The organism is Variovorax jilinensis (assembly GCF_030316885.1).
Lineage (GTDB): Bacteria > Pseudomonadota > Gammaproteobacteria > Burkholderiales > Burkholderiaceae_C > Variovorax > Variovorax jilinensis.
The window spans coordinates 36,779-56,730 of the sequence record NZ_JASZYQ010000001.1; the positions used below are offsets into that span (position 1 = coordinate 36,779).

The 19,952-nt window shown below is 69.5% G+C and carries 17 protein-coding genes; 14 read left to right on the forward strand and 3 right to left on the reverse strand.

The features are described 5' to 3' along the window. The 14 genes from atpG to QTH87_RS00310 all read left to right on the forward strand — a co-directional run bounded on the left by atpG (position 1) and on the right by QTH87_RS00310 (position 17,818). Complete coding sequence (gene atpG / locus QTH87_RS00245; RefSeq protein WP_286606030.1) at positions 1-876, forward strand: F0F1 ATP synthase subunit gamma; 876 nt, start codon at positions 1-3, stop codon at positions 874-876. Positions 877-920: 44 nt separating this feature from the next. Then, the gene (gene atpD / locus QTH87_RS00250) at positions 921-2,336 is read left to right on the forward strand and encodes a F0F1 ATP synthase subunit beta (RefSeq protein ID WP_286606031.1); all 1,416 of its coding nucleotides are present in this window, start codon (positions 921-923) and stop codon (positions 2,334-2,336) included. 9 nt (positions 2,337-2,345) lie between these two features. Beyond that, on the forward strand, positions 2,346-2,765 hold the full coding sequence (locus tag QTH87_RS00255; RefSeq protein WP_286606032.1) for a F0F1 ATP synthase subunit epsilon: 420 nt from the start codon (positions 2,346-2,348) through the stop codon (positions 2,763-2,765). Positions 2,766-2,991: 226 nt separating this feature from the next. Beyond that, complete coding sequence (locus QTH87_RS00260) at positions 2,992-4,161, forward strand: ROK family protein (RefSeq protein ID WP_286607980.1); 1,170 nt, start codon at positions 2,992-2,994, stop codon at positions 4,159-4,161. Beyond that, positions 4,158-5,678, forward strand: coding sequence for a sugar ABC transporter ATP-binding protein (locus QTH87_RS00265; RefSeq protein WP_286606033.1), 1,521 nt, complete (start codon positions 4,158-4,160; stop codon positions 5,676-5,678). Before QTH87_RS00260 ends, QTH87_RS00265 begins: the two co-directional genes overlap by 4 nt. Continuing rightward, positions 5,659-6,684 (forward strand): ABC transporter permease, encoded by a 1,026-nt coding sequence (locus QTH87_RS00270; RefSeq protein ID WP_286606034.1) that lies wholly within the window; start codon positions 5,659-5,661, stop codon positions 6,682-6,684. The genes QTH87_RS00265 and QTH87_RS00270 overlap by 20 nt, the downstream gene beginning before the upstream one ends. Positions 6,685-6,730: 46 nt before the next feature. Further along, positions 6,731-7,693 (forward strand): substrate-binding domain-containing protein, encoded by a 963-nt coding sequence (locus QTH87_RS00275; protein ID WP_286606035.1) that lies wholly within the window; start codon positions 6,731-6,733, stop codon positions 7,691-7,693. Positions 7,694-7,877: 184 nt separating this feature from the next. Continuing rightward, complete coding sequence (locus QTH87_RS00280; protein WP_286606036.1) at positions 7,878-9,044, forward strand: Gfo/Idh/MocA family protein; 1,167 nt, start codon at positions 7,878-7,880, stop codon at positions 9,042-9,044. A gap of 119 nt (positions 9,045-9,163) precedes the next feature. Then, positions 9,164-10,276, forward strand: coding sequence for a ligase-associated DNA damage response exonuclease (locus QTH87_RS00285; protein ID WP_286606037.1), 1,113 nt, complete (start codon positions 9,164-9,166; stop codon positions 10,274-10,276). Beyond that, complete coding sequence (locus QTH87_RS00290) at positions 10,273-11,922, forward strand: ATP-dependent DNA ligase (protein WP_286606038.1); 1,650 nt, start codon at positions 10,273-10,275, stop codon at positions 11,920-11,922. The genes QTH87_RS00285 and QTH87_RS00290 overlap by 4 nt, the downstream gene beginning before the upstream one ends. Next, positions 11,919-14,459 carry a ligase-associated DNA damage response DEXH box helicase gene (locus QTH87_RS00295; RefSeq protein ID WP_286606039.1) on the forward strand — a complete coding sequence of 847 codons (2,541 nt, stop codon included), beginning with the start codon at positions 11,919-11,921 and terminating at the stop codon, positions 14,457-14,459. The genes QTH87_RS00290 and QTH87_RS00295 overlap by 4 nt, the downstream gene beginning before the upstream one ends. A gap of 92 nt (positions 14,460-14,551) precedes the next feature. Then, on the forward strand, positions 14,552-15,154 hold the full coding sequence (gene pdeM / locus QTH87_RS00300) for a ligase-associated DNA damage response endonuclease PdeM (protein ID WP_444812748.1): 603 nt from the start codon (positions 14,552-14,554) through the stop codon (positions 15,152-15,154). Positions 15,155-15,182: 28 nt separating this feature from the next. After that, positions 15,183-15,761: a cyclic nucleotide-binding domain-containing protein gene (locus QTH87_RS00305; protein WP_286606041.1), complete on the forward strand. Its 579-nt coding sequence runs from the start codon at positions 15,183-15,185 to the stop codon at positions 15,759-15,761. Next, complete coding sequence (locus tag QTH87_RS00310) at positions 15,758-17,818, forward strand: prolyl oligopeptidase family serine peptidase (protein WP_286606042.1); 2,061 nt, start codon at positions 15,758-15,760, stop codon at positions 17,816-17,818. The genes QTH87_RS00305 and QTH87_RS00310 overlap by 4 nt, the downstream gene beginning before the upstream one ends. A gap of 12 nt (positions 17,819-17,830) precedes the next feature. On the opposite strand, the gene QTH87_RS00315 is transcribed toward QTH87_RS00310, so the two are convergent. From QTH87_RS00315 to QTH87_RS00325, 3 genes are read right to left on the reverse strand one after another with little or no spacing between them, the layout of a single operon-like run. Further along, entirely contained in the window at positions 17,831-18,349 is a 519-nt protein-coding gene (locus tag QTH87_RS00315; protein ID WP_286606043.1) for a TPM domain-containing protein, read from the reverse strand. Between the two features lie 2 nt (positions 18,350-18,351). Then, positions 18,352-19,296 carry a TPM domain-containing protein gene (locus QTH87_RS00320; RefSeq protein WP_286606044.1) on the reverse strand — a complete coding sequence of 315 codons (945 nt, stop codon included), beginning with the start codon at positions 19,294-19,296 and terminating at the stop codon, positions 18,352-18,354. 22 nt (positions 19,297-19,318) lie between these two features. Next, positions 19,319-19,915: a LemA family protein gene (locus tag QTH87_RS00325; protein WP_444812730.1), complete on the reverse strand. Its 597-nt coding sequence runs from the start codon at positions 19,913-19,915 to the stop codon at positions 19,319-19,321. Positions 19,916-19,952 lie beyond the last annotated feature (37 nt).

Here is a 19,952-nt window from a genome sequence, read left to right on the forward strand (position 1 = left end):
ATGGCAGCTGGTAAGGAAATCCGCGGCAAGATCAAATCGGTGGAGAACACCAAGAAGATCACCAAGGCCATGGAAATGGTCTCGGTTTCCAAGATGCGCAAGGCGCAGGAACGCATGCGCGCGGCCCGCCCCTACAGCGAGAAGATCCGCAACATCGCGGCCAATCTCGGCCAGGCGAACCCGGAGTACACGCACGCGTTCATGAAGACGAACGAGGCCAAGGGCATCGGCTTCATCGTCGTGACGAGCGACAAGGGCCTGTGCGGCGGCCTGAACACCAACCTGCTGCGCGCCGTGACCGTCAAGATGCGCGAGGCGCAGGCGGCCGGCAAGACGATCGACTCGGTCGCCATCGGCAGCAAGGGCCTGGGCTTCCTGAACCGCATCGGCGCGCGCGTCGTCGCGCACGTCACCCACCTGGGCGACACGCCGCACCTCGACAAGCTCATCGGTCCGGTCAAGACGCTGCTCGACGCCTATGCCGAAGGCAAGATCTCGGCCGTGCATCTCTGCTACACCAAGTTCATCAACACCATCAAGCAAGAGCCGGTGGTCGAACAGCTGCTGCCCCTGGCGGCAGAGACGCTGCGCACCGAGTCGGGCCATCACTCGTGGGACTACATCTACGAGCCCGACGCGCAGAGCGTGATCGACGAACTGCTCGTGCGCTACGTCGAATCGCTGGTGTACCAGGCAGTGGCCGAGAACATGGCGTCCGAGCATTCGGCACGCATGGTGGCCATGAAGGCCGCGACCGACAACGCGGGTAACGTGATCGACGAACTCAAGCTGGTCTACAACAAGACCCGCCAGGCAGGCATCACCAAAGAGCTGTCGGAAATCGTCTCGGGCGCCGCGGCGGCCGCGGGCGTCTGAGCCCGTTCGGACCTCAACAGATTCATATTTTTATCGGAGCAGACATGGCTCAAGCAGAAGCAGTTCAAGGCAAGATCGTTCAGTGCATCGGCGCCGTGGTCGACGTGGAATTCCCGCGCGACCAGATGCCGAAGATCTACGACGCCCTCAAGTTCGAAGGCAGCGCGCTCACGCTCGAAGTGCAGCAGCAGCTCGGCGACGGCGTGGTCCGCACCATTGCGCTGGGTTCCTCCGACGGCCTGCGCCGCGGCCTGATCGTGACCAACACGCAAGCCCCCATCACCGTGCCCGTGGGCAAGGGCACGCTGGGTCGCATCATGGACGTGCTGGGCGCGCCCATCGACGAGCGCGGCCCGGTCGACCAGACCCTGACCGCATCGATCCACCGCAAGGCCCCTGCCTACGACGAACTCTCGCCCTCGCAGGACCTGCTGGAAACCGGCATCAAGGTGATCGACCTGGTGTGCCCGTTCGCCAAGGGCGGCAAGGTCGGCCTGTTCGGCGGCGCCGGCGTCGGCAAGACCGTGAACATGATGGAGCTCATCAACAACATCGCCAAGGCCCACTCGGGCCTGTCGGTGTTCGCCGGTGTGGGTGAACGTACCCGCGAAGGCAACGACTTCTATCACGAGATGGCCGACTCGGGCGTCGTGAACCTCGAGAAGCTCGAGGACTCGAAGGTCGCCATGGTCTACGGCCAGATGAACGAGCCCCCGGGCAACCGTCTTCGCGTGGCGCTGACCGGCCTGACCATCGCCGAGTCGTTCCGCGACGAAGGCCGCGACGTCCTGTTCTTCGTCGACAACATCTACCGCTACACGCTGGCCGGTACCGAAGTGTCGGCACTGCTGGGCCGCATGCCTTCCGCCGTGGGCTACCAGCCGACGCTGGCCGAGGAAATGGGCCGCCTGCAAGAGCGGATCACGTCGACCAAGGTCGGCTCGATCACCTCGATCCAGGCCGTGTACGTCCCTGCGGATGACTTGACCGACCCGTCGCCCGCCACCACTTTCGCCCACCTTGACTCCACCGTGGTGCTGTCGCGCGACATCGCTTCGCTGGGCATCTACCCCGCCGTGGACCCGCTGGACTCGACCTCGCGCCAGCTCGACCCGAACGTGGTCGGCGAAGAGCACTACAACGTCGCCCGCGCCGTGCAGGGCACGCTGCAGCGCTACAAGGAACTGCGCGACATCATCGCGATCCTGGGCATGGACGAACTGGCTCCCGACGACAAGCTGGCCGTGGCCCGCGCCCGCAAGATCCAGCGTTTCCTGTCGCAACCCTTCCACGTGGCGGAAGTGTTCACGGGCTCGCCGGGCAAGTACGTGCCGCTGGCCGAGACCATCCGTGGCTTCAAGATGATCGTCAACGGCGAAGCCGACCACCTGCCGGAACAGGCGTTCTACATGGTGGGCGGCATCGACGAGGCGTTCGAGAAGGCCAAGAAGGTCGCTTAAGGAATCACCATGGCAGGCACCATTCAAGTCAACGTGGTCAGCGCCGAGGAGTCCATCTTCTCGGGCGAGGCCAAGTTCGTTGCTCTGCCCGGTGAAGCCGGCGAGCTCGGCATCTATCCGCGCCACACGCCGCTGATCACGCGCATCCGCCCTGGCGCGGTGCGCATCGAGACGGCCGACGGCGGCGAGGAATTTGTCTTCGTGGCGGGTGGCATCCTCGAGGTGCAGCCGACCACCGTGACCGTGCTGTCCGACACCGCGATCCGCGGCAAGGACCTCGACGACGAGAAGGCCAATGCCGCCAAGGCCGTCGCCGAGGAAGCGCTCAAGAACGCCAAGACCGACATCGACATCGCGATGGCGCAGTCGGAGCTGGCGGTCATGGCCGCTCAACTGGCCGCTCTGCGCAAGTACCGCCAGAAGAAATGAGCGCCAGCGCTCGCTGACCACAGGCCGCCTTCGGGCGGCCTTTTCGTTGGCGCCAACCATCTGCACTCAACTTCGACCTTAATTTGGCCGAAGATAAGTCTTGTTCGGCTGAAGCCGGGCCTCTAGTATTCGCTTCGTTTCGCCGCCGGCCTCGCCGCGCGGCGGAGAAGAACAAGAGACCGGAGACAAGAGCTTGGCCCCCTGGAGCCGATTGAGCGCCGACGAGATGCAGCTGCTGCAGACCACCTTCTGGTCGTCCGGCGGCTCGCGTCATGGCATGGCCGAGCAGCTCGGGTTCTCCAAGAGCAAGGCCAATGCGCTGATCGCCGGGCTGGTGGAGCAGGGCCTGCTGGCTGAAGCCGGCCTGCAGCGCTCCTCGGGCGGCCGCCGGCCGGAAAACCTCGAACTGCATTCGGGCCTGGGCGTCGTGGTCGGGGTCGACGTCGGCGCCACCAGCCTCGACGTCGCCGTCCTTGGCGCCGGCCTGTCGGTGCTCGCGCACCATGGCGAAGCCGCCGACGTTCGCAAGGGCCCGGGCGTGGTGCTGGCCCGCGTGCGCGAACTCGTGCGCGAACTGCTTGCACAGACCGGTTTCGGCGCCCGCCAGGTGCTCGGCATCGGCATCGGCGTGCCGGGCCCGGTCAACTTCGAGATCGGCCAGCTCGTGAATCCGCCGCTGATGCCGGCCTGGGACAGCTTCTCGATCCGCGACTACCTGCGCGAGGACTACGCGGCACCGGTGTTCGTCGACAACGACGTCAACCTCATGGCGCTCGGCGAGCTGTGGCGCATGAAGCGCTCGCTCTCGAACTTCCTCGTGATCAAGGTCGGCACCGGCATCGGCTGCGGCATCGTCTGCCACGGCGAGGTGTATCGCGGCGCGGCCGGCTCGGCGGGCGACGTCGGCCACATCTGCGTCGACCAGGAAGGGCCGCGCTGCCATTGCGGCAACCTGGGCTGCGTCGAGGCGATGGCGGCGGGACCTGCGATCACCCGGATGGCGGTGGAAGCCGCCGAATCCGGCCAGAGCGAGGCCCTGGCCGAATGTCTGCGCGCGCATGGCCGCATCGAGGCGATCGACGTCGGCCAGGCCAGCCGCGCCGGGGACGCCTCGGCCAACGCGATCGTGCAGCGCGCCGGCAGCCTGATCGGCCAGATGCTGGCCTCGATCGTGAACTTCTTCAATCCGTCGCACGTCTTCATCGGCGGCGGCATCACGCGCATCGGGCCGCTGTTCCTGGCGGCCGTGCGGCAGAGCGTCTACCAGCGCTCGCTGGCGCTGTCGACGCGCCATCTCGAGATCCAGTACACGCCGCTGGGCGCGCAGGCCGGCCTGATCGGCGCCGGCGTGCTGGCGATGAACGAGACGCTCAAGGTGCGCGGGGTGGCGCCATGACGGCGGTTGCAACGACTGCGAAGGCAGCGAAGCGCTCGGTGGCCGTGGCCTTCGAGAACGTGGTGAAGGCCTTCGGCCCGGTCCAGGTGCTGCACGGCGTGAGCTTTGCGCTGGAGCCCGGCCGCGTCTACGGTCTGCTCGGCGAAAACGGCGCCGGCAAGTCGACGCTGATGAAGATCCTGGCCGGCTACGAATCGCTCACCGACGGCACGCTGCGGGTCAACGGCGAGGCGCGCCAGTTCGCGAGCTCGCGCGATGCCGAAGCGCTCGGCATCGTCCTGATCCACCAGGAATTCAATCTGGCCGAAGACCTCACGGTGGCGCAGAACATCTTCCTCGGCCATGAAAAGAGGCGCGGCTGGTTCCTCGACGACGCCGCGATGGAGCGCGAGGCCGCCACCGCGCTCGCGGCCGTGGGCCTGGACGTCGATCCCGCGACCAAGGTGCGGCGCCTCATCGTGGCCGAGAAGCAGCTGGTCGAGATTGCCAAGGCCATCTCGCGCCATGCGCGGCTGCTGGTGATGGACGAGCCCACCGCGACGCTCACGCCCGGCGAGACCGAGCGGCTGTTCCGCCTGATCGCCCAGCTGCGCGCCGACGGCGTGACCATCGTCTACATCTCGCACAAGCTCGACGAGGTCGAGCGCGTGACCGACGAGGTGATCGTGATGCGCGATGGCCGCTTCGTGACGCGCGAGTCGACCGCCGACGTCACGCGCCACCAGATGGCGAACCTGATGGTCGGGCGCGAGCTGGCCGATCTCTATCCGCCGAGGGACGTGGTGGTGACCGCCGCGGCGCCCGCGATGCGGGTGCGCGACTTCACGGTGCCGGGATGGGCCGAGGGTGCGAGCTTCGAGGTACGCCCCGGCGAGATCCTGGGCTTCGCGGGCCTGGTCGGCGCCGGCCGCACCGAACTGTTCGAAGGCCTGCTGGGCCTGCGGCCCGCGAGCGGCCAGGTCGAGCTGCAGGGCCGCGCGGTGCAGTTCCGCAATCCGCGGCAAGCGGCGCGCCAGGGGCTCACCTACCTCAGCGAGGACCGCAAGGGCAAGGGCCTGCACGTGCACTTCGGCCTGCGCCAGAACCTCACGCTGATGGCGCTCGAGCGCTACGCCCAGCCCTGGCTCCAGCCAGAGGCCGAGCGCGCCGCACTGACCGAGGCCGTGAAGGACTACGGCATCCGCACCGGCAATCTCGAGGCGCGTGCCTCGTCGCTGTCGGGCGGCAACCAGCAGAAGCTCGCGCTGGCCAAGGTGCTGCAGCCGCAGCCCAGGGTGGTGGTGCTCGACGAGCCGACGCGCGGCGTCGACGTCGGTGCCAAGCGCGACATCTATTTCCTGATCCAGCGACTGGCCCGCGAGGGCCTCGCCGTGATCGTCGTCTCGTCCGAGCTCATGGAGCTGATCGGCCTGTGCCATCGCGTTGCCGTGATGCGCGCGGGCCGGGTCGTCACCACGCTCGACGCGGACCATCTCACCGAAGAGGAGCTCATCGCTCATGCCACCGGAACCCGATAAGCTCGCCGACACGCCAGAGGCCGCCGCCCACCGCGGCGAGGCCAAGGCCGGCTGGGCCGAACGCCTGCACGGCTTCGGTCCGGTGATCGGCCTCGTGCTGCTGTGCATCGCCGGCACCCTGCTGAACGGCGATTTCGCCACGCTCGACAACGCGATGAACGTGCTCACGCGCACCGCCTTCATCGGCATCATCGCGGTCGGCATGTGCTTCGTCATCATCTCGGGCGGCATCGACCTCTCGGTCGGCTCGATGGCGGCGCTGATCGCCGGCTGCGTGATCATGTTCATCAACGCAATGGGGCCGGCGCTGGGCTCGCCGCTGCTGGCCGTGGTGCTGGGCGCGCTGCTCGCCGTGCTGCTCGGCGCCAGCTTCGGCCTGGCGCACGGCCTCCTGATCACCAAGGGCCGCATCGAGCCCTTCATCGTGACGCTCGGCACGCTCGGCATCTTCCGCGCCTACCTGACCTACTTCGCCGACGGTGGCGCGCTCACGCTCGACAACGAACTGTCGGACCTCTACGCGCCGGTGTACTACGCGAGCCTGCTGGGCATTCCGGTGCCGGTGTGGGTGTTCCTCATCGTCGCGCTGATCGGCGGCCTGATCCTCAACCGCACCGCCTACGGCCGCTACGTGCAGGCCATCGGCTCGAACGAGCAGGTGGCGCGCTATGCCGCGGTCGGCGTCGACAACGTGAAGATCCTGACCTACGTGCTGCTCGGCGTCTGCGTCGGCATCGCGACGCTGCTCTACGTGCCGCGGCTCGGCTCGGCCTCGCCGACCACCGGCCTGCTCTGGGAGCTGGAGGCAATCGCCGCGGTGATCGTCGGCGGCACCGCGCTCAAGGGCGGCGCCGGCAGCATCACGGGCACCGTGATCGGCGCCATCCTGCTCTCGGTCATCAGCAACATCCTCAACCTCACGAGCATCATCAGCGTGTACCTGAATGCCGCGGTGCAGGGCTTCGTGATCATCGTCGTCGCCTTTCTGCAGCGCGGCCGACGCTAGTTCTTTCCCCGTCCGTTCCACCCATCCACAACAGGAGACAAGCAGCATGACTTCCATCACCCGACGCCTGGCGCTGAGCGCCGTCGCTGCCGCGAGCCTCGCGGCCCTCCCGGCCCTGGCCGCCGAGCCCGTGAATCTCGGCGTGTCGATCCCGGCCGCCACGCACAGCTTCATGGGCGGCATCAACTACTGGGCCAACCAGGCCAAGAAGGATCTCGAGAAGGAGCACAAGAACCTCAAGATCACGATCAAGACCGCAGCCAACGCGCCGGAGCAGGCCAACCAGCTGCAGGACCTGTCGACCGTGAGCAAGATCAACGCGCTCGTGATCTTCCCGTTCGAGTCGGCCGCGCTCACCAAGCCGGTGGCGCAGGTCAAGGCCAAGGGCACCTACGTGACCGTGGTCGACCGCGGCCTCACCGACACCAGTGCGCAGGACGCCTACGTGGCCGGCGACAACACGGCCTTCGGCAAGATCCCGGCCGAATACATCGCCAAGAAGCTCAATGGCAAGGGCAACGTGGTGGCACTGCGCGGCATCGCGACCACGCTCGACAACGAGCGCATGGACGCCTTCAACAGCGTGCTCAAGAACTACCCCGACATCAAGCTGCTGGATGCCAAGTACGCCAACTGGAACCGCGACGACGCCTTCAAGGTCACGCAGGACTACCTCACGCGCTTCAAGAAGATCGACGCCATCTGGGCCGCCGACGACGACATGGCGGTGGGCGTGCTGAAGGCCATCGAGCAGGCCAAGCGCGACGACATCCTCGTGGTGTTCGGCGGTGCCGGCGCCAAGGGCATGGTCAAGACCATCATGGACGGCAAGGACCCGCGCATCCAGGCCGACGTGAGCTATTCGCCCAAGTTCATCTACGACGCGATCAAGCTCACGGCCGAGGCGCGCCTGAAGGGCGAGAAGCTGCCCGCGACCACGATCATTCCTTCGGTGCTGATCACCAAGGACAACGCGAAGTCGTTCTACCACCCCGATTCGCCGTTCTAAGCTCGCCCCCAGGTTGGCTCACTTCGTGTAGCCGCCCACCCCCTGCCGGGGGCAACACCTGCGGCCCGGCGAAGCCGGTTCCGCGGTGGCTCACGAAGGGCGCGCGCTTCGCGGCGCTCGAAAAAAAGAAGGGCGCGGTTTGCCGCGCTCGAAACGGCGTGCGCTTTGCGGCGCTTGGAATCTCATGACGCACGACACTCTTTCTCGCAAGTTGCGCTACGCCATGGTCGGCGGCGGGCGCGATGCCTTCATCGGCGCGGTGCACCGCAAGGCGATCGCGCTCGACGGGCAGATCGAGCTGGTGGCCGGCGCGCTGTCCTCGAGCGCCGAGAAGGCGCGGGCCTCGGGTCGCGACCTGTTCCTGGCCGACGATCGCAACCACGGCGACTGGCGCGCGCTGCTCGACGACGAGCTCGGGCGCCCGGCCGGCGAGCGCATCGACTTCGTCTCGATCGTGACGCCCAACCATGTGCATTTCCCGGTGGCGCAGGCCTTCGTCGAGGCCGGCTTCCATGTCGTCTGCGACAAGCCGCTGGTCCACTCGCGCGAACAGGCCGATGCGCTGGTCGCGGCCGTGGCGCAGCGCGGCACGGTGTTCGGCGTGACCTACAACTACACCGGCTACCCCATGGTGCGGCAGGCGCGCGAGATGGTGCGCACGGGCCAGCTCGGCACCATTCGCAAGGTGGTGGTCGAATACAACCAGGGCTGGCTCGCGACGCGCCTCGAAGGCGAGGGCAACAAGCAGGCGGCCTGGCGCAGCGATCCCGCGCGCAGCGGTGCGGCCGGCGCGATCGGCGACATCGGCTCGCATGCCGAGAACCTGGTCGCCACGGTCACGGGCCTGGAGATCGAGCATCTCTGCGCCGACCTCAGTTCGCTGGTGCCCGACCGGCCGCTGGACGACGACGGCAGCCTGCTGCTGCGCTTTCGCGGCGGTGCGCGCGGCGTGCTGGTGGCATCCCAGGTCAATACCGGGCTTGAGAACGACCTGCGCCTGCGCGTGTCGGGCACGCTCGGCACGCTCGAGTGGCGGCAGGAATCGCCGAGCGAACTCGTGCACCTGCCGCACGATGGCCCGAAGCGCACCCTGACGCGCGGCTCGCCGTGGCTTTGCGAATCCGCACAGCGCGCGAGCCGCCTGCCGAGCGGGCATCCCGAAGGCTTCATCGAGGCCTTCGCTAACGTCTATGGCGGGGTTGCGGCCGACATTCGCGCGCGCCTGGAAGGCCGCGCCGCCGATGCGCTGGCAGCCGACTATCCGCGCGTGGAGGACGGCGCGCGCGGCGTGCGCTTCATTGAGCGCACCGTGGCCTCGGCCGCCAGCGACGTGAAATGGACCGCCTGGTAAGGTCGACGCACCGGGCAGGGCGCCCGGCCGGCCCGCGCCGAACGTAGGCGCCGACCCACAGCGGCTCGCGCCCGCTTCACGGCGCGCTCCCAGGCCCCTCGCCCTACCATGGCGGCTGCATGCTGGATGCGCCGCACTCCCCGCCGGAACCTTCGAGCGCCCCGGGCGCCGCGGGCGATCTCGTGGTCGCGCGGCCCGAGGGCCTCTACTGCCCGCCCGGCGACTTCTACATCGACCCCTGGCGGCCGGTGGAGCGCGCGGTCATCACGCACGGGCATTCGGACCATGCGCGCATCGGCCACGCCCACTACCTCGCCCACGTCGACAGCGCGGGCACGCTGCGCAGCCGGCTCGGCGCCGACATCGCGCTGCAGACGCTGGGCTACGGCGAGGCCATCGTGCACAACGGCGTGCAGGTCTCGCTGCATCCGGCCGGCCACGTGCTCGGGTCGGCCCAGGTGCGGCTCGCGCACGGTGGCCGTGTCTGGGTCGCCTCGGGCGATTACAAGACCGAACCCGACGGCACCTGCACGCCCTTCGAGCCGGTGCCCTGCGACACCTTCATCACCGAGTCGACCTTCGGCCTGCCGATCTACCGCTGGCCCACGCAGGCCGCGCTGTTCGCGGAGATCGACGGCTGGTGGCGCGCCAATGCCGATCAGGGCCGCGCCTCGGTGCTGTTCTGCTATGCCTTCGGCAAGGCGCAGCGCATCCTGCACGGCGTCGATGCATCGATCGGGCCCATCGTCGTGCACGGCGCGGTGGAACCGCTGAACGCCGTCTACCGCGCGGCCGGCGTGGCATTGCCGCCGACCCTGCGCGTGACCGATGCGGGTGTCGATGCCGCGCTGCTCCGGCGCGCACTGGTGCTGGCGCCGCCGTCGGCACAGGGCACGCCCTGGATGCGCCGCTTCGGCAACTATTCGGATGCCTTCGCGAGCGGCTGGATGCAGCTGCGCGGCACGCGGCGCCGGCGCGGCGTCGACCGCGGCTTCGTGATGTCCGACCACGCCGACTGGCCGGGCCTGCAGCAGGCCATCGCGGGAACCGGTGCCGAGCGCGTCTTCGTCACGCACGGAAGCGTCGCGGTGCTGGTGCGCTGGCTGACCGAGAACGGCCTCGAGGCCCAGGGCTTCAAGACCGAATACGGCGACGAGGACCAGGAAGCGGCCCCGACGGCCGCGGTCGCGACGCCAGCCGACCACCGCGAGAACGCGGAGCCTTCCGCATGAAGGCCTTCGCGGCGCTCTACCGCGAGCTGGACGCCACCACCTCGAGCCTGGCGAAGCAGGCCGCGCTGCAGCGCTACCTGCAGCACGCCGCACCTGCGGACGCGGCCTGGGCCGTGTACTTCCTGGCTGGCGGCAAGCCGCGCCAACTGGTCCCCGCCAAGCTGCTGCGGCTGTTGGCGCAGGAGGCCGCAGGCCTGCCCGAGTGGCTCTTCGACGAAAGCTACGAAGCGGTCGGCGACCTGGCCGAGACCATCGCGCTGCTGCTGCCGGCATCGACCGAGACGCACGACATGGGCCTCGCCGAATGGATCGAGCAGCACCTGCTGCCGCTGCGCAAGACGCCGCCGGAGGCCCTGCCCGATGCACTGCGGGCGCAGTGGCGCCGGCTCGCGCCCGACGAGCGGCTGGTGTACTTCAAGCTCATCACCGGTGCCTTCCGTGTCGGCGTCTCGCGGCTGCAGGTCACGCAGGCGCTGGCCGTGGTCGGCGCGCTCGACCCCAAGCGCGTGGCGCAGCGGCTCATGGGCTACACCCACATCAGCGGGCAGCCGACGCCGGCGGACTACGCGGCCCTGATCGCGCCCGAGAGCAGCGGCGAGCGCAACCAGAAGACCGACGGACAGCCCTATCCCTTCTTCCTCGCGCATCCGTTCAGCCTGCCGCTCGCGCAGTTCGATGCCGCGCTTGGCGCGCCCGCGCAGTGGATCGTCGAATGGAAGTGGGACGGCATCCGCGCCCAGCTGGTCAAGCGCGCGGGCCAGGTGTGGCTGTGGTCGCGCGGCGAGGAACTCGTGACCGACCGCTTTCCCGAACTGGCTGCGATGGGAGAGGCACTGCCCGACGGCACGGTGCTCGACGGCGAGATCGTCGTCTGGCGCGAGGACCGCGTGCAGCCTTTCGCCGAACTGCAGCGGCGCATCGGCCGCAAGACCTTGGGCGCGAAGCTGCTGAAGGACATTCCGGTGGTGCTGCTGGCCTACGACCTGCTCGAATGGCAGGGCGCCGATCTGCGCGCGATGCCGCAGCGCGAGCGGCGTGCGCTGCTCGACGCGCTGCTCGCCGATGTGCGGCATCCCGCGCTGATCGCGAGTCCGATGCTGACGGGCGAGAGCTGGGCCGATCTTGCGCGCCAGCGCGAGGCCGCGCGTGCGATGGGCGTCGAAGGGATGATGCTCAAGCAGCGCGAGGCGCACTACGGCGTCGGCCGCACCAAGGACGTGGGCACCTGGTGGAAGTGGAAGATCGATCCGCTCTCGGTCGACGCGGTGCTGGTCTATGCCCAGCGCGGCCACGGCCGCCGCGCGAGCCTCTACAGCGACTACACCTTCGCGGTCTGGGACGGCCCGGCCGAGTCCTCGGAGCGCAAGCTGGTGCCGTTCGCGAAGGCCTACTCGGGCCTCACGGATGCCGAGATGGCGCGTGTCGACGCAGTCATCCGCAAGACCACGATCGAGAGCTTCGGCCCGGTGCGCAGCGTCAAGCCGACGCTGGTCTTCGAGCTCGGCTTCGAGGGCATCGCGCGCAGTGCGCGGCACAAGAGCGGCATTGCGGTGCGTTTTCCGCGCATGCTGCGCTGGCGCGAGGACAAGCCGGTGGCCGAGGCCGACAGCCTGCAGACGCTGGCCGCGCTGCTGCCCGCGGGATGACGACGATCCGGCAGGCACTCGACGGCTGGTTCGCGGCCCGCGGCTGGAAGCCCTTCGCCTTCCAGCGCCAGGTATGGAAGGCAATGGCAGAGGGCCGCTCCGGGTTGCTTCATGCCACCACCGGCGCCGGCAAGACCTACGCGGTCTGGCTCGGGGCGCTGCGCGCCTTCGGCGAGCCGCCGCGCAAGGTACGAAGCGCCGCGAGCCGGCGCGCCGGACTGCCGCCGCCGCTCACGGTGCTGTGGCTCACGCCGATGCGCGCGCTCGCGGCCGACACGCTGCGTGCGCTGCAGCAGGCGATCGATGCCGTGGGTGCCGAGATGCATCCGTGGAGCGCGGGCGCACGCAGCGGCGACACCGGCTCGGCCGAACGCAGCGCGCAGAACCAGCGACTGCCGACCGTGCTCGTGACCACGCCCGAGAGCCTCTCGCTGCTGCTGGCGCGCGCCGACGCGGCCGAGGTGCTGGGCCACCTGCGGCTGGTGGTGGTCGACGAATGGCACGAGATGCTCGGCAACAAGCGCGGCGTGCAGGTGCAGCTCGCGCTGGCGCGGCTGCGGCGCTGGAACGAGACGCTCTGTGTCTGGGGCATGTCGGCCACGCTCGGCAACCTGCAGCAGGCCATGCACACGCTGCTGGGGCCGGGTGCCGACGGCCTGCTGGTGCAGGGCCAGGTGCCGAAGAAGCTTTGGGTCGACTCGCTGCTGCCGGGCCGGGACGAACGCTTTCCGTGGGGCGGCCACCTGGGGCTCACGATGCTGGCGCGCGTGATCGAACAGGTCGAGGCCAGCAGCACCACGCTGGTCTTCACGAACACGCGGTCGCAATCCGAGATCTGGTATCAGGCCATGCTCGAGGCGCGACCCGACTGGGCCGGACGCATCGCGCTGCACCACGGCTCGCTGGACCGCGCGGTGCGCGAGTGGGTCGAGGCGGGCCTCAAGAACGGCGAGCTCAAGGCCGTGGTCTGCACCTCGAGCCTGGACCTCGGCGTCGACTTCCTGCCGGTCGAGCGCGTGCTGCAGATCGGCTCGCCCAAGGGCGTGGCGCGGCTGCTGCAGCGTGCCGGCCGCTCGGGCCATGCGCCGGGCCGGCCGTCACGCATCACGCTGGTGCCGACCCATAGCATCGAGATGGTGGAGGGCGCGGCCGCGCGCGCCGCGATCGCGGCCGGCCACATCGAGGAGCGCAGCACGCCCGCGCAGCCGCTGGACGTGCTGGTGCAGCACATCGTGACGGTGGCGCTCGGCGGCGGCTTCGTGGCCGATGCGCTCTACGACGAGGTGCGCGACACCGCAGCCTACGCCGGGCTTTCGCGCGAGAGCTGGCAGTGGTGCCTGGACTTCGTCTCGCAGGGCGGCGCCTCGCTCGCCGCCTATCCCGACTACCGGCGCGCGCTGCCCGACGCCGAGGGCGTCTGGCGCGTGCCCGATGCGCGGCTGGCGCGCCGCCATCGCATGAACATCGGCACCATCGTGAGCGATGCCAGCATCACGGTGCAGTACCTGGGTGGCGCCAGGATCGGCAGCATCGAGGAAGGTTTCGTGGCGCGCATGAAGCCCGGCGATGCCTTCCTGTTCGGCGGCCGCCTGCTCGAGCTGGTGCGCATCCACGACATGACGGCCTGGGTGCGGCGCGCCAGCGGCAAGCGTGCCGCCGTGCCGCGCTGGAATGGCGGGCGCATGCCGCTGTCGAGCACGCTGGCCGACGCCGTGGTGCAGCAGCTCGCGCTGGCCGACCAGGGCCGCTACGAGACGCCCGAGCTGCAATGCGTGCGGCCGTTGCTCGAGATCCAGCAACGCTGGTCGGCACTGCCGACGCCCGACACGCTGCTGGCCGAGCTGCTGAAGACGCGCGAGGGCTGGCACCTGTTCCTCTATCCCTTCGCGGGCCGGCATGTTCACCTGGGTCTCGCGAACCTGATCGCCTGGCGCGTGGCGCGGCACGAACCCCGCACCTTTTCGATCGCGGTCAACGACTACGGCTTCGAGCTGCTGTCAGCCACCGAGATCGACTGGCCCACGCTGCTGCCGCAGGTGCTGGTGGCGGGGCACGACGCCCAGGCGCAGGACGCAATGGCGCACGACGACGAACGCGCCGCGTTGCTGCACGAGGTGCTTGAATCGCTCAATGCGACCGAGCTCGCGCGTCGGCGCTTTCGCGAGATTGCGCGCGTCTCGGGCCTGATCTTCCAGGGCTATCCGGGCGAGAAGCGCAGCAACAAGCAGCTGCAGGCCTCGTCCTCGCTGTTCTACGAGGTGTTCCGCAAATACGACCCTGCCAACCGCCTGCTGCTGCAGGCCGAGGAGGAGCTGCTCGCACAGGAGCTCGAGATCGGCCGCTTGCGCGACAGCCTCGCGCGCATGCGCGCGCAGCGGCTCGTGCTTCGCACGCTGGAGCGGCCCACGCCCTTCGCCTTTCCGTTGATGGTCGAGCGCTTCCGCGAGAAGCTCTCGAACGAGAAGGTGGCCGACCGCATCGCGCGCATGGTGCAGCAGTTCGAGAGCGCCGCCGGTGCGCCCGGGAGCGACGCATGATCGACGACCCCCTGCCGCGCGTGCCTGCGGTGCCGGCTGCCTGCCGCATCGAACTGGCCGGCCAGGTGCTCGAACTGCTGCCCGAGCGCGCGCTGTGGTGGCCAGGGGCAGGCACGCTGTTCGTGGCCGACCTGCACCTCGGCAAGGCCGCGGCCTTTCGCGCGTTGGGCCAGCCGGTCCCGGGCGGCACCACGCAAGAGAACCTCGCCCGCCTCGATGGTCTGATCGCGCGCCACGTGCCGCGCGAACTGGTCTTCCTCGGCGACTTCCTGCATGCGGCGCACGGCCGCGGCGCGCGCCTGCTCGCCGCGGTCGAGGCCTGGCGCGAGCGCCATGCCGCACTGGCCTGCACGCTGGTGCGCGGCAACCACGACCATCGCGCCGGCGATCCGCCGGCCGCGCTGCGCATCGCGGTGGTCGACGAGCCGCATCTGATGGGCCCCTTCGCAGCCTGCCACCATCCGCAGCACCATCCGACGCATGCCGTGCTCGCGGGCCACGTGCACCCGACCTGCAGGCTCTACGGGCGCGGCCGCGACAGCCTGCGGCTGCCTTGTTTCGTGCACGAAGGCGCCCAGCTCATCCTGCCGGCCTTCGGCGAATTCACGGGTGGCTGGCAGGTCGAGCCGGCGCCCGGCCGCCGCTTCTACGGGGTCGGCGGCGATGCCGTCTGGCCTCTGCCGCCTGTCGCATGAATCGCTGCGACTGCGGTGAGAATCAGGCATGGACGATCTCGAACACCCGACCCCGGACGCCGACCTGCGCGCCCATGCGATCGAACTGCTGGTGCGCGCGGCCTCGCTCGACGGACTCGGCGCCGACGAGGCGCGGCGCGTGGTCGACGCGATGCGCCCGCTGCACCTGCTGCCCGACACCCTGCTGTTCGAGGAGGGCGACGCGGTCGACAACGACTACCTGGCGCTGGTGCTCGACGGGCAGGTGCGCGTGGTCACGAGCGCGAGCGAATCGGGCAACGACGAGGTCGTGATGTCGATCGTCGGCCCGGGCGGCCTGATCGGCGAGATGGGCGTGATCGATGGCGGCGCGCGTTCGGCGAGCTGCACCACGCTGACCGAGGTCAAGCTCGGCGTGCTGTCGCGCGCTGCGCTGCTCGAACTGGTGGCAGCCCATCCGGCGGCGGCTGCGCGGCTGCTGCTGGCGCTGTCGGCCGGGCTCGCCCGGCGGCTGCGCGAAGGCAACCGGCGCCTGCGCACGATGTCGCAGCTCACGCGCGCGCTTCAGCTCGAGCTCGATGCATCGCATGCGGTCAACCGCCGGTTGCTGGACGCCGGCAAGAAATGAAAGACAAGGAAACGATGACTGCCGCTGCACCGCCCGAAGACCCTCATGGCTGGCTCGAGGACGTCGCCGGCGACGCATCGCTGGCGTGGGTACGCGCTCGCAACGCCGAGACCGACGGCCGGCTCGCGAGCACGCCGGCCTTCGCGCAGCTGCGCGACGACATCCGTGCGGTCCTCGACTCCGATGCACGCATTCCCTACGTCCACAAGGTCGGCGCGCACTTCTACAACTTCTGGCGCGATGCCGAACACGAGCGCGGCATCTGGCGCCGCACCACGCTCGACGAATACCGCAAGCCGCAGCCGCAGTGGGAGACCTTGCTCGACCTCGATGCGCTCAACCGGGCCGAGGGCGAGAACTGGGTCTGGCACGGCGCCGACTGCCTGCGGCCCGACTACCGGCGCTGCCTGATCGCGCTGTCGCGCGGCGGCGCCGATGCCGACGTCACGCGCGAGTTCGACCTCGTCGAGCGCCGCTTCGTCGAGGACGGCTTCTTTCGCGCCGAGTCGAAGGGCGGCATGGGCTGGATCGACCGCGACTCGGTCTACGTCTGCACCGACTTCGGTCCCGGCAGCCTCACGAGCTCGGGCTATCCGCGGGTGGTCAAGCAATGGCGCCGCGGCACTTCGCTCGCCGACGCCGAAGTGGTCTACGAAGGCCTGCCCGACGACATGATCGTGTCGGCCGTGCACGACGACACGCCCGGCTTCGAACGCGACTTCGTGATCCGCACCCTGGCCTTCTACCGCGACGAGCTGTACCTGCGCCATGCCGATGGCAGCCTGTCCAGGATCGATGCGCCCGATTCGGCCATCAAGTCGGTGCATCGCGAATGGCTCACGCTGGAGCTGCGCGAGCCCTGGGTCGCGGGCGGGCGCGCGCACGCGGCCGGCGCCCTGCTGGCAATTCGCTTCGATGCCTTCCTGCGCGGCGAGCGCGATTTCGACGTGCTGTTCGAGCCGAGCGCCACACGCTCGCTGGCCGGCGCGAGCTGGACGCTGCACCACCTGGTGCTCAACGTGCTCGACGACGTCAAGAACCGCCTGAGCGTGCTCACGCCGGGCCCGAGCGGCTGGACGCCGAGCGCCTTCGTCGGTGCGCCGGCCTTCGGCACGCTGGGCGTCGGCGCGGTCGACAGCGACGAGAGCGATGCCGTCTGGCTCACCGCGACCGACTACCTGAGCCCGACCACGCTCTCGCTGGCGCAGATCGGCCAGGCGCCCGAGCCGCTCAAGGCCATGCCGGCCTTCTTCGACGCCGAGCGGCAGCTGATCGAGCAGCACTTCGCGACTTCGCTGGACGGCACGCGCGTGCCTTACTTCGTCGTGCGGCCGAAGGCGCTGACCTTCGACGGCAGCGCGCCCACGCTGCTCTACGGCTACGGCGGCTTCGAGATTTCCCTCACGCCCCAATACTCGGGTGCCATGGGCCGCGCCTGGCTCGACCGCGGCGGCGTCTACGTGGTCGCCAACATCCGCGGCGGCGGCGAATACGGGCCCGGCTGGCACCAGGGCGCACTGCGCGAGAAGCGGCCCCGTGCCTACGAGGATTTCGCCGCCGTGGCGCGCGACCTGGTGGCGCGCGGCATCACCTCGGCACCGCAGCTGGGCATCCAGGGCGGCAGCAACGGCGGCCTGCTGGTGGGCAACATGCTCACGCAATATCCCGAGCTGTTCGGTGCCGTGGTGGTCCAGGTGCCGCTGCTCGACATGCAGCGCTATCACCACCTGCTGGCCGGCGCCTCGTGGATGGCCGAATACGGCGACCCCGACCTGCCCGCGGACTGGGCCTTCATGCGCGGCTTCTCGCCCTATCACCTGTTCGATGCGGCGCGCCGCTATCCGCCGGTGATGTTCCTGACCTCGACCCGCGACGACCGCGTGCATCCCGCGCATGCACGCAAGATGGCGGCCCTGATGCTCGCGGCCGGCAAGGCGGTCGACTACTACGAGAACATCGAGGGTGGCCACGGCGGCGCAGCCGACAACGCGCAGGCCGCGCACATGGAGGCGCTGGCCTACAGCTTCCTGTGGGAGAAGCTCGGGGCGAGGGCGTAACGCCGAGCGCCCTCAGAGCACCACGGGCGCGTCGGGCAGCTCGTTGCGGTCGGGCTCGCCTTGCGCGAGCGGGAAGTGCTCGACCAGCAGCGCCGAGACTTCCTCGAGCGCCTGCGTGAGCCCATCCTCGAAGCGCCCCTCGCGAAACGCCGCGGCCATGCGGGCGGTCATCGCAGCCCATTGCTCGGCGCTCACGTGGGCGTCGATGCCGCGGTCGGCCACGATCTCGATCGCATGCTCGGCCAGCAGCAGGTAGATCAGCACGCCGTTGTTGTGCGCGGTGTCCCAGACCCGCAGCTTGCCGAACAGCATGATCGCGCGCTGCCGGGCCGGTGCCTCGCGCTGCAGGTAGGACCAGGGCAGGCCGGCTTCGACGCACAGCCGGATCTCGCCCGTGTGGCGCTGCTCGCTGGCCGCCACGCGGCGCTCGAGGCGCTCGAGGGCATCGGGCGGCAGCGCGCGCCGCACGTCGGCCTCGTCGGTCCAGCGATGGCGCCACAGGCGCGCGAAGCGGGCGAACAGCGTTGCCATGGTCACCAGTCTCCCGAGGCGCCACCGCCGCCGAAATTGCCGCCGCCACCCGAGCCGAAACCGCCACCGCCGCCGCGCGACGATCCGCCACCCCAGCCGCCGGTGCCGAATCCGCCTCCGAGCCCGCCGCCGAAGCCGCCACCACCGCCACGCCGACCGATCGACGGCCCGCCGCCGAAGGCCATCGACAGCAGCGTGAAGAGCAGGGCGCCGAGGCCGGCCAGCACCGCCACCACGAGGCTGGAGGTGAGCACCATCACGACCACGCCCGTCAAGCCGCCGAGCGCGAGCGAGCCCGGCACCTTGCCGAGCACGCGCCGTGCGATCGGCCCGCCGACCGCCACCGCGATGAACAGGAAGATGCCGAGGTCCTGCCAGTCGAAGCCCTGGCCGCCGCGCGGGCCGCCCTCGAAATCGCCGCCGCGCACGTCGACCTCGGGCAGGGGCTCGCCGTTGACGCGTGCGATCAGCTGGTCGGCGGCGGCGTCGAGGCCGCCCGCGAAGTCGTTCTCGCGAAAGCGCGGCTTCATCGCGCCGTCGATGATGCGCACGGCCGCCAGGTCGGGCACTGCGCCTTCGAGCGTCTTGGCGACCTCGATGCGCATCTTGCGGTCGTCCTTGGCGACCACCACGAGGATGCCGTCGCCGACCGCCTTGCGGCCGATCTTCCAGGCGTTGCCGACGCGGTTGGCGTAGCTCGCGATGTCCTCGGGCTGGGTGGTCGGCACCATCAGCATCACGATCTGCGAGCCCTTCTTCTGCTCGAAGTCGGCGAGCTTTGCCTCGAGCGCCGCGCGCTGGGCGGCGTTCAGGGTGCCGGTCTGGTCGATCACGCGCGCCTCGAGCGCAGGCACCGGCAGCAGCGGCTGGGCCTCGGCGCCGAACAGCGCGAAGGCCGTCAGCCACAGGGCCGCGAGCGCTTGCCGGAGGCGAACGGCCGTGATCATCGGGAGCGGGGCGCGCGCGGGCCTACTTCTTGGGCGCGCTGAAGTCCACCGTCGGCGGCGTGGAGATCTGGGCCTCGTTCTGGACCGTGAAGTTGGGCTTCGGCTGGTAGCCCAGCACCTTGGCGGTCAGCATCGTGGGAAAGCTGCGGGCCAGCACGTTGTATTCCTGGATCGTCTGGATGAAGCGGTTGCGCGCCACCGTGATGCGGTTCTCGGTGCCTTCGAGCGTCACGCGCAGGTCGCGGAAGGCCTGGTTGGCCTTGAGATCGGGATAGCGCTCGGACACCGCCATCAGACGCGACAGCGCGCCCGACAGCTCGCTCTGCGCCTGCTGGAAGCGGTTGAAGGCCTCGGGATTGTTGAGGGTCTCGGGCGTGACCTGGATCGAAGTCGCCTTGGCGCGCGCGTCGATCACCTTGGTCAGGGTCTCCTGTTCGAAATTCGCTTCGCCCTTGACCGCGGCGACGATGTTCGGCACCAGGTCGGCGCGCCGCTGGTACTGGTTGAGCACCTCGCTCCAGGCCGACTTGCTGGCCTCGTCGAGGCGCTGGAAGTCGTTGTAGCCGCAGCCCGCGAGCGAAAGCGTCGCGACAAGGATCAGAAGCCAGCGTTTCAACATGGGACAGCCCTCACTTTGAGAAGTCGGCAAAGGTAGC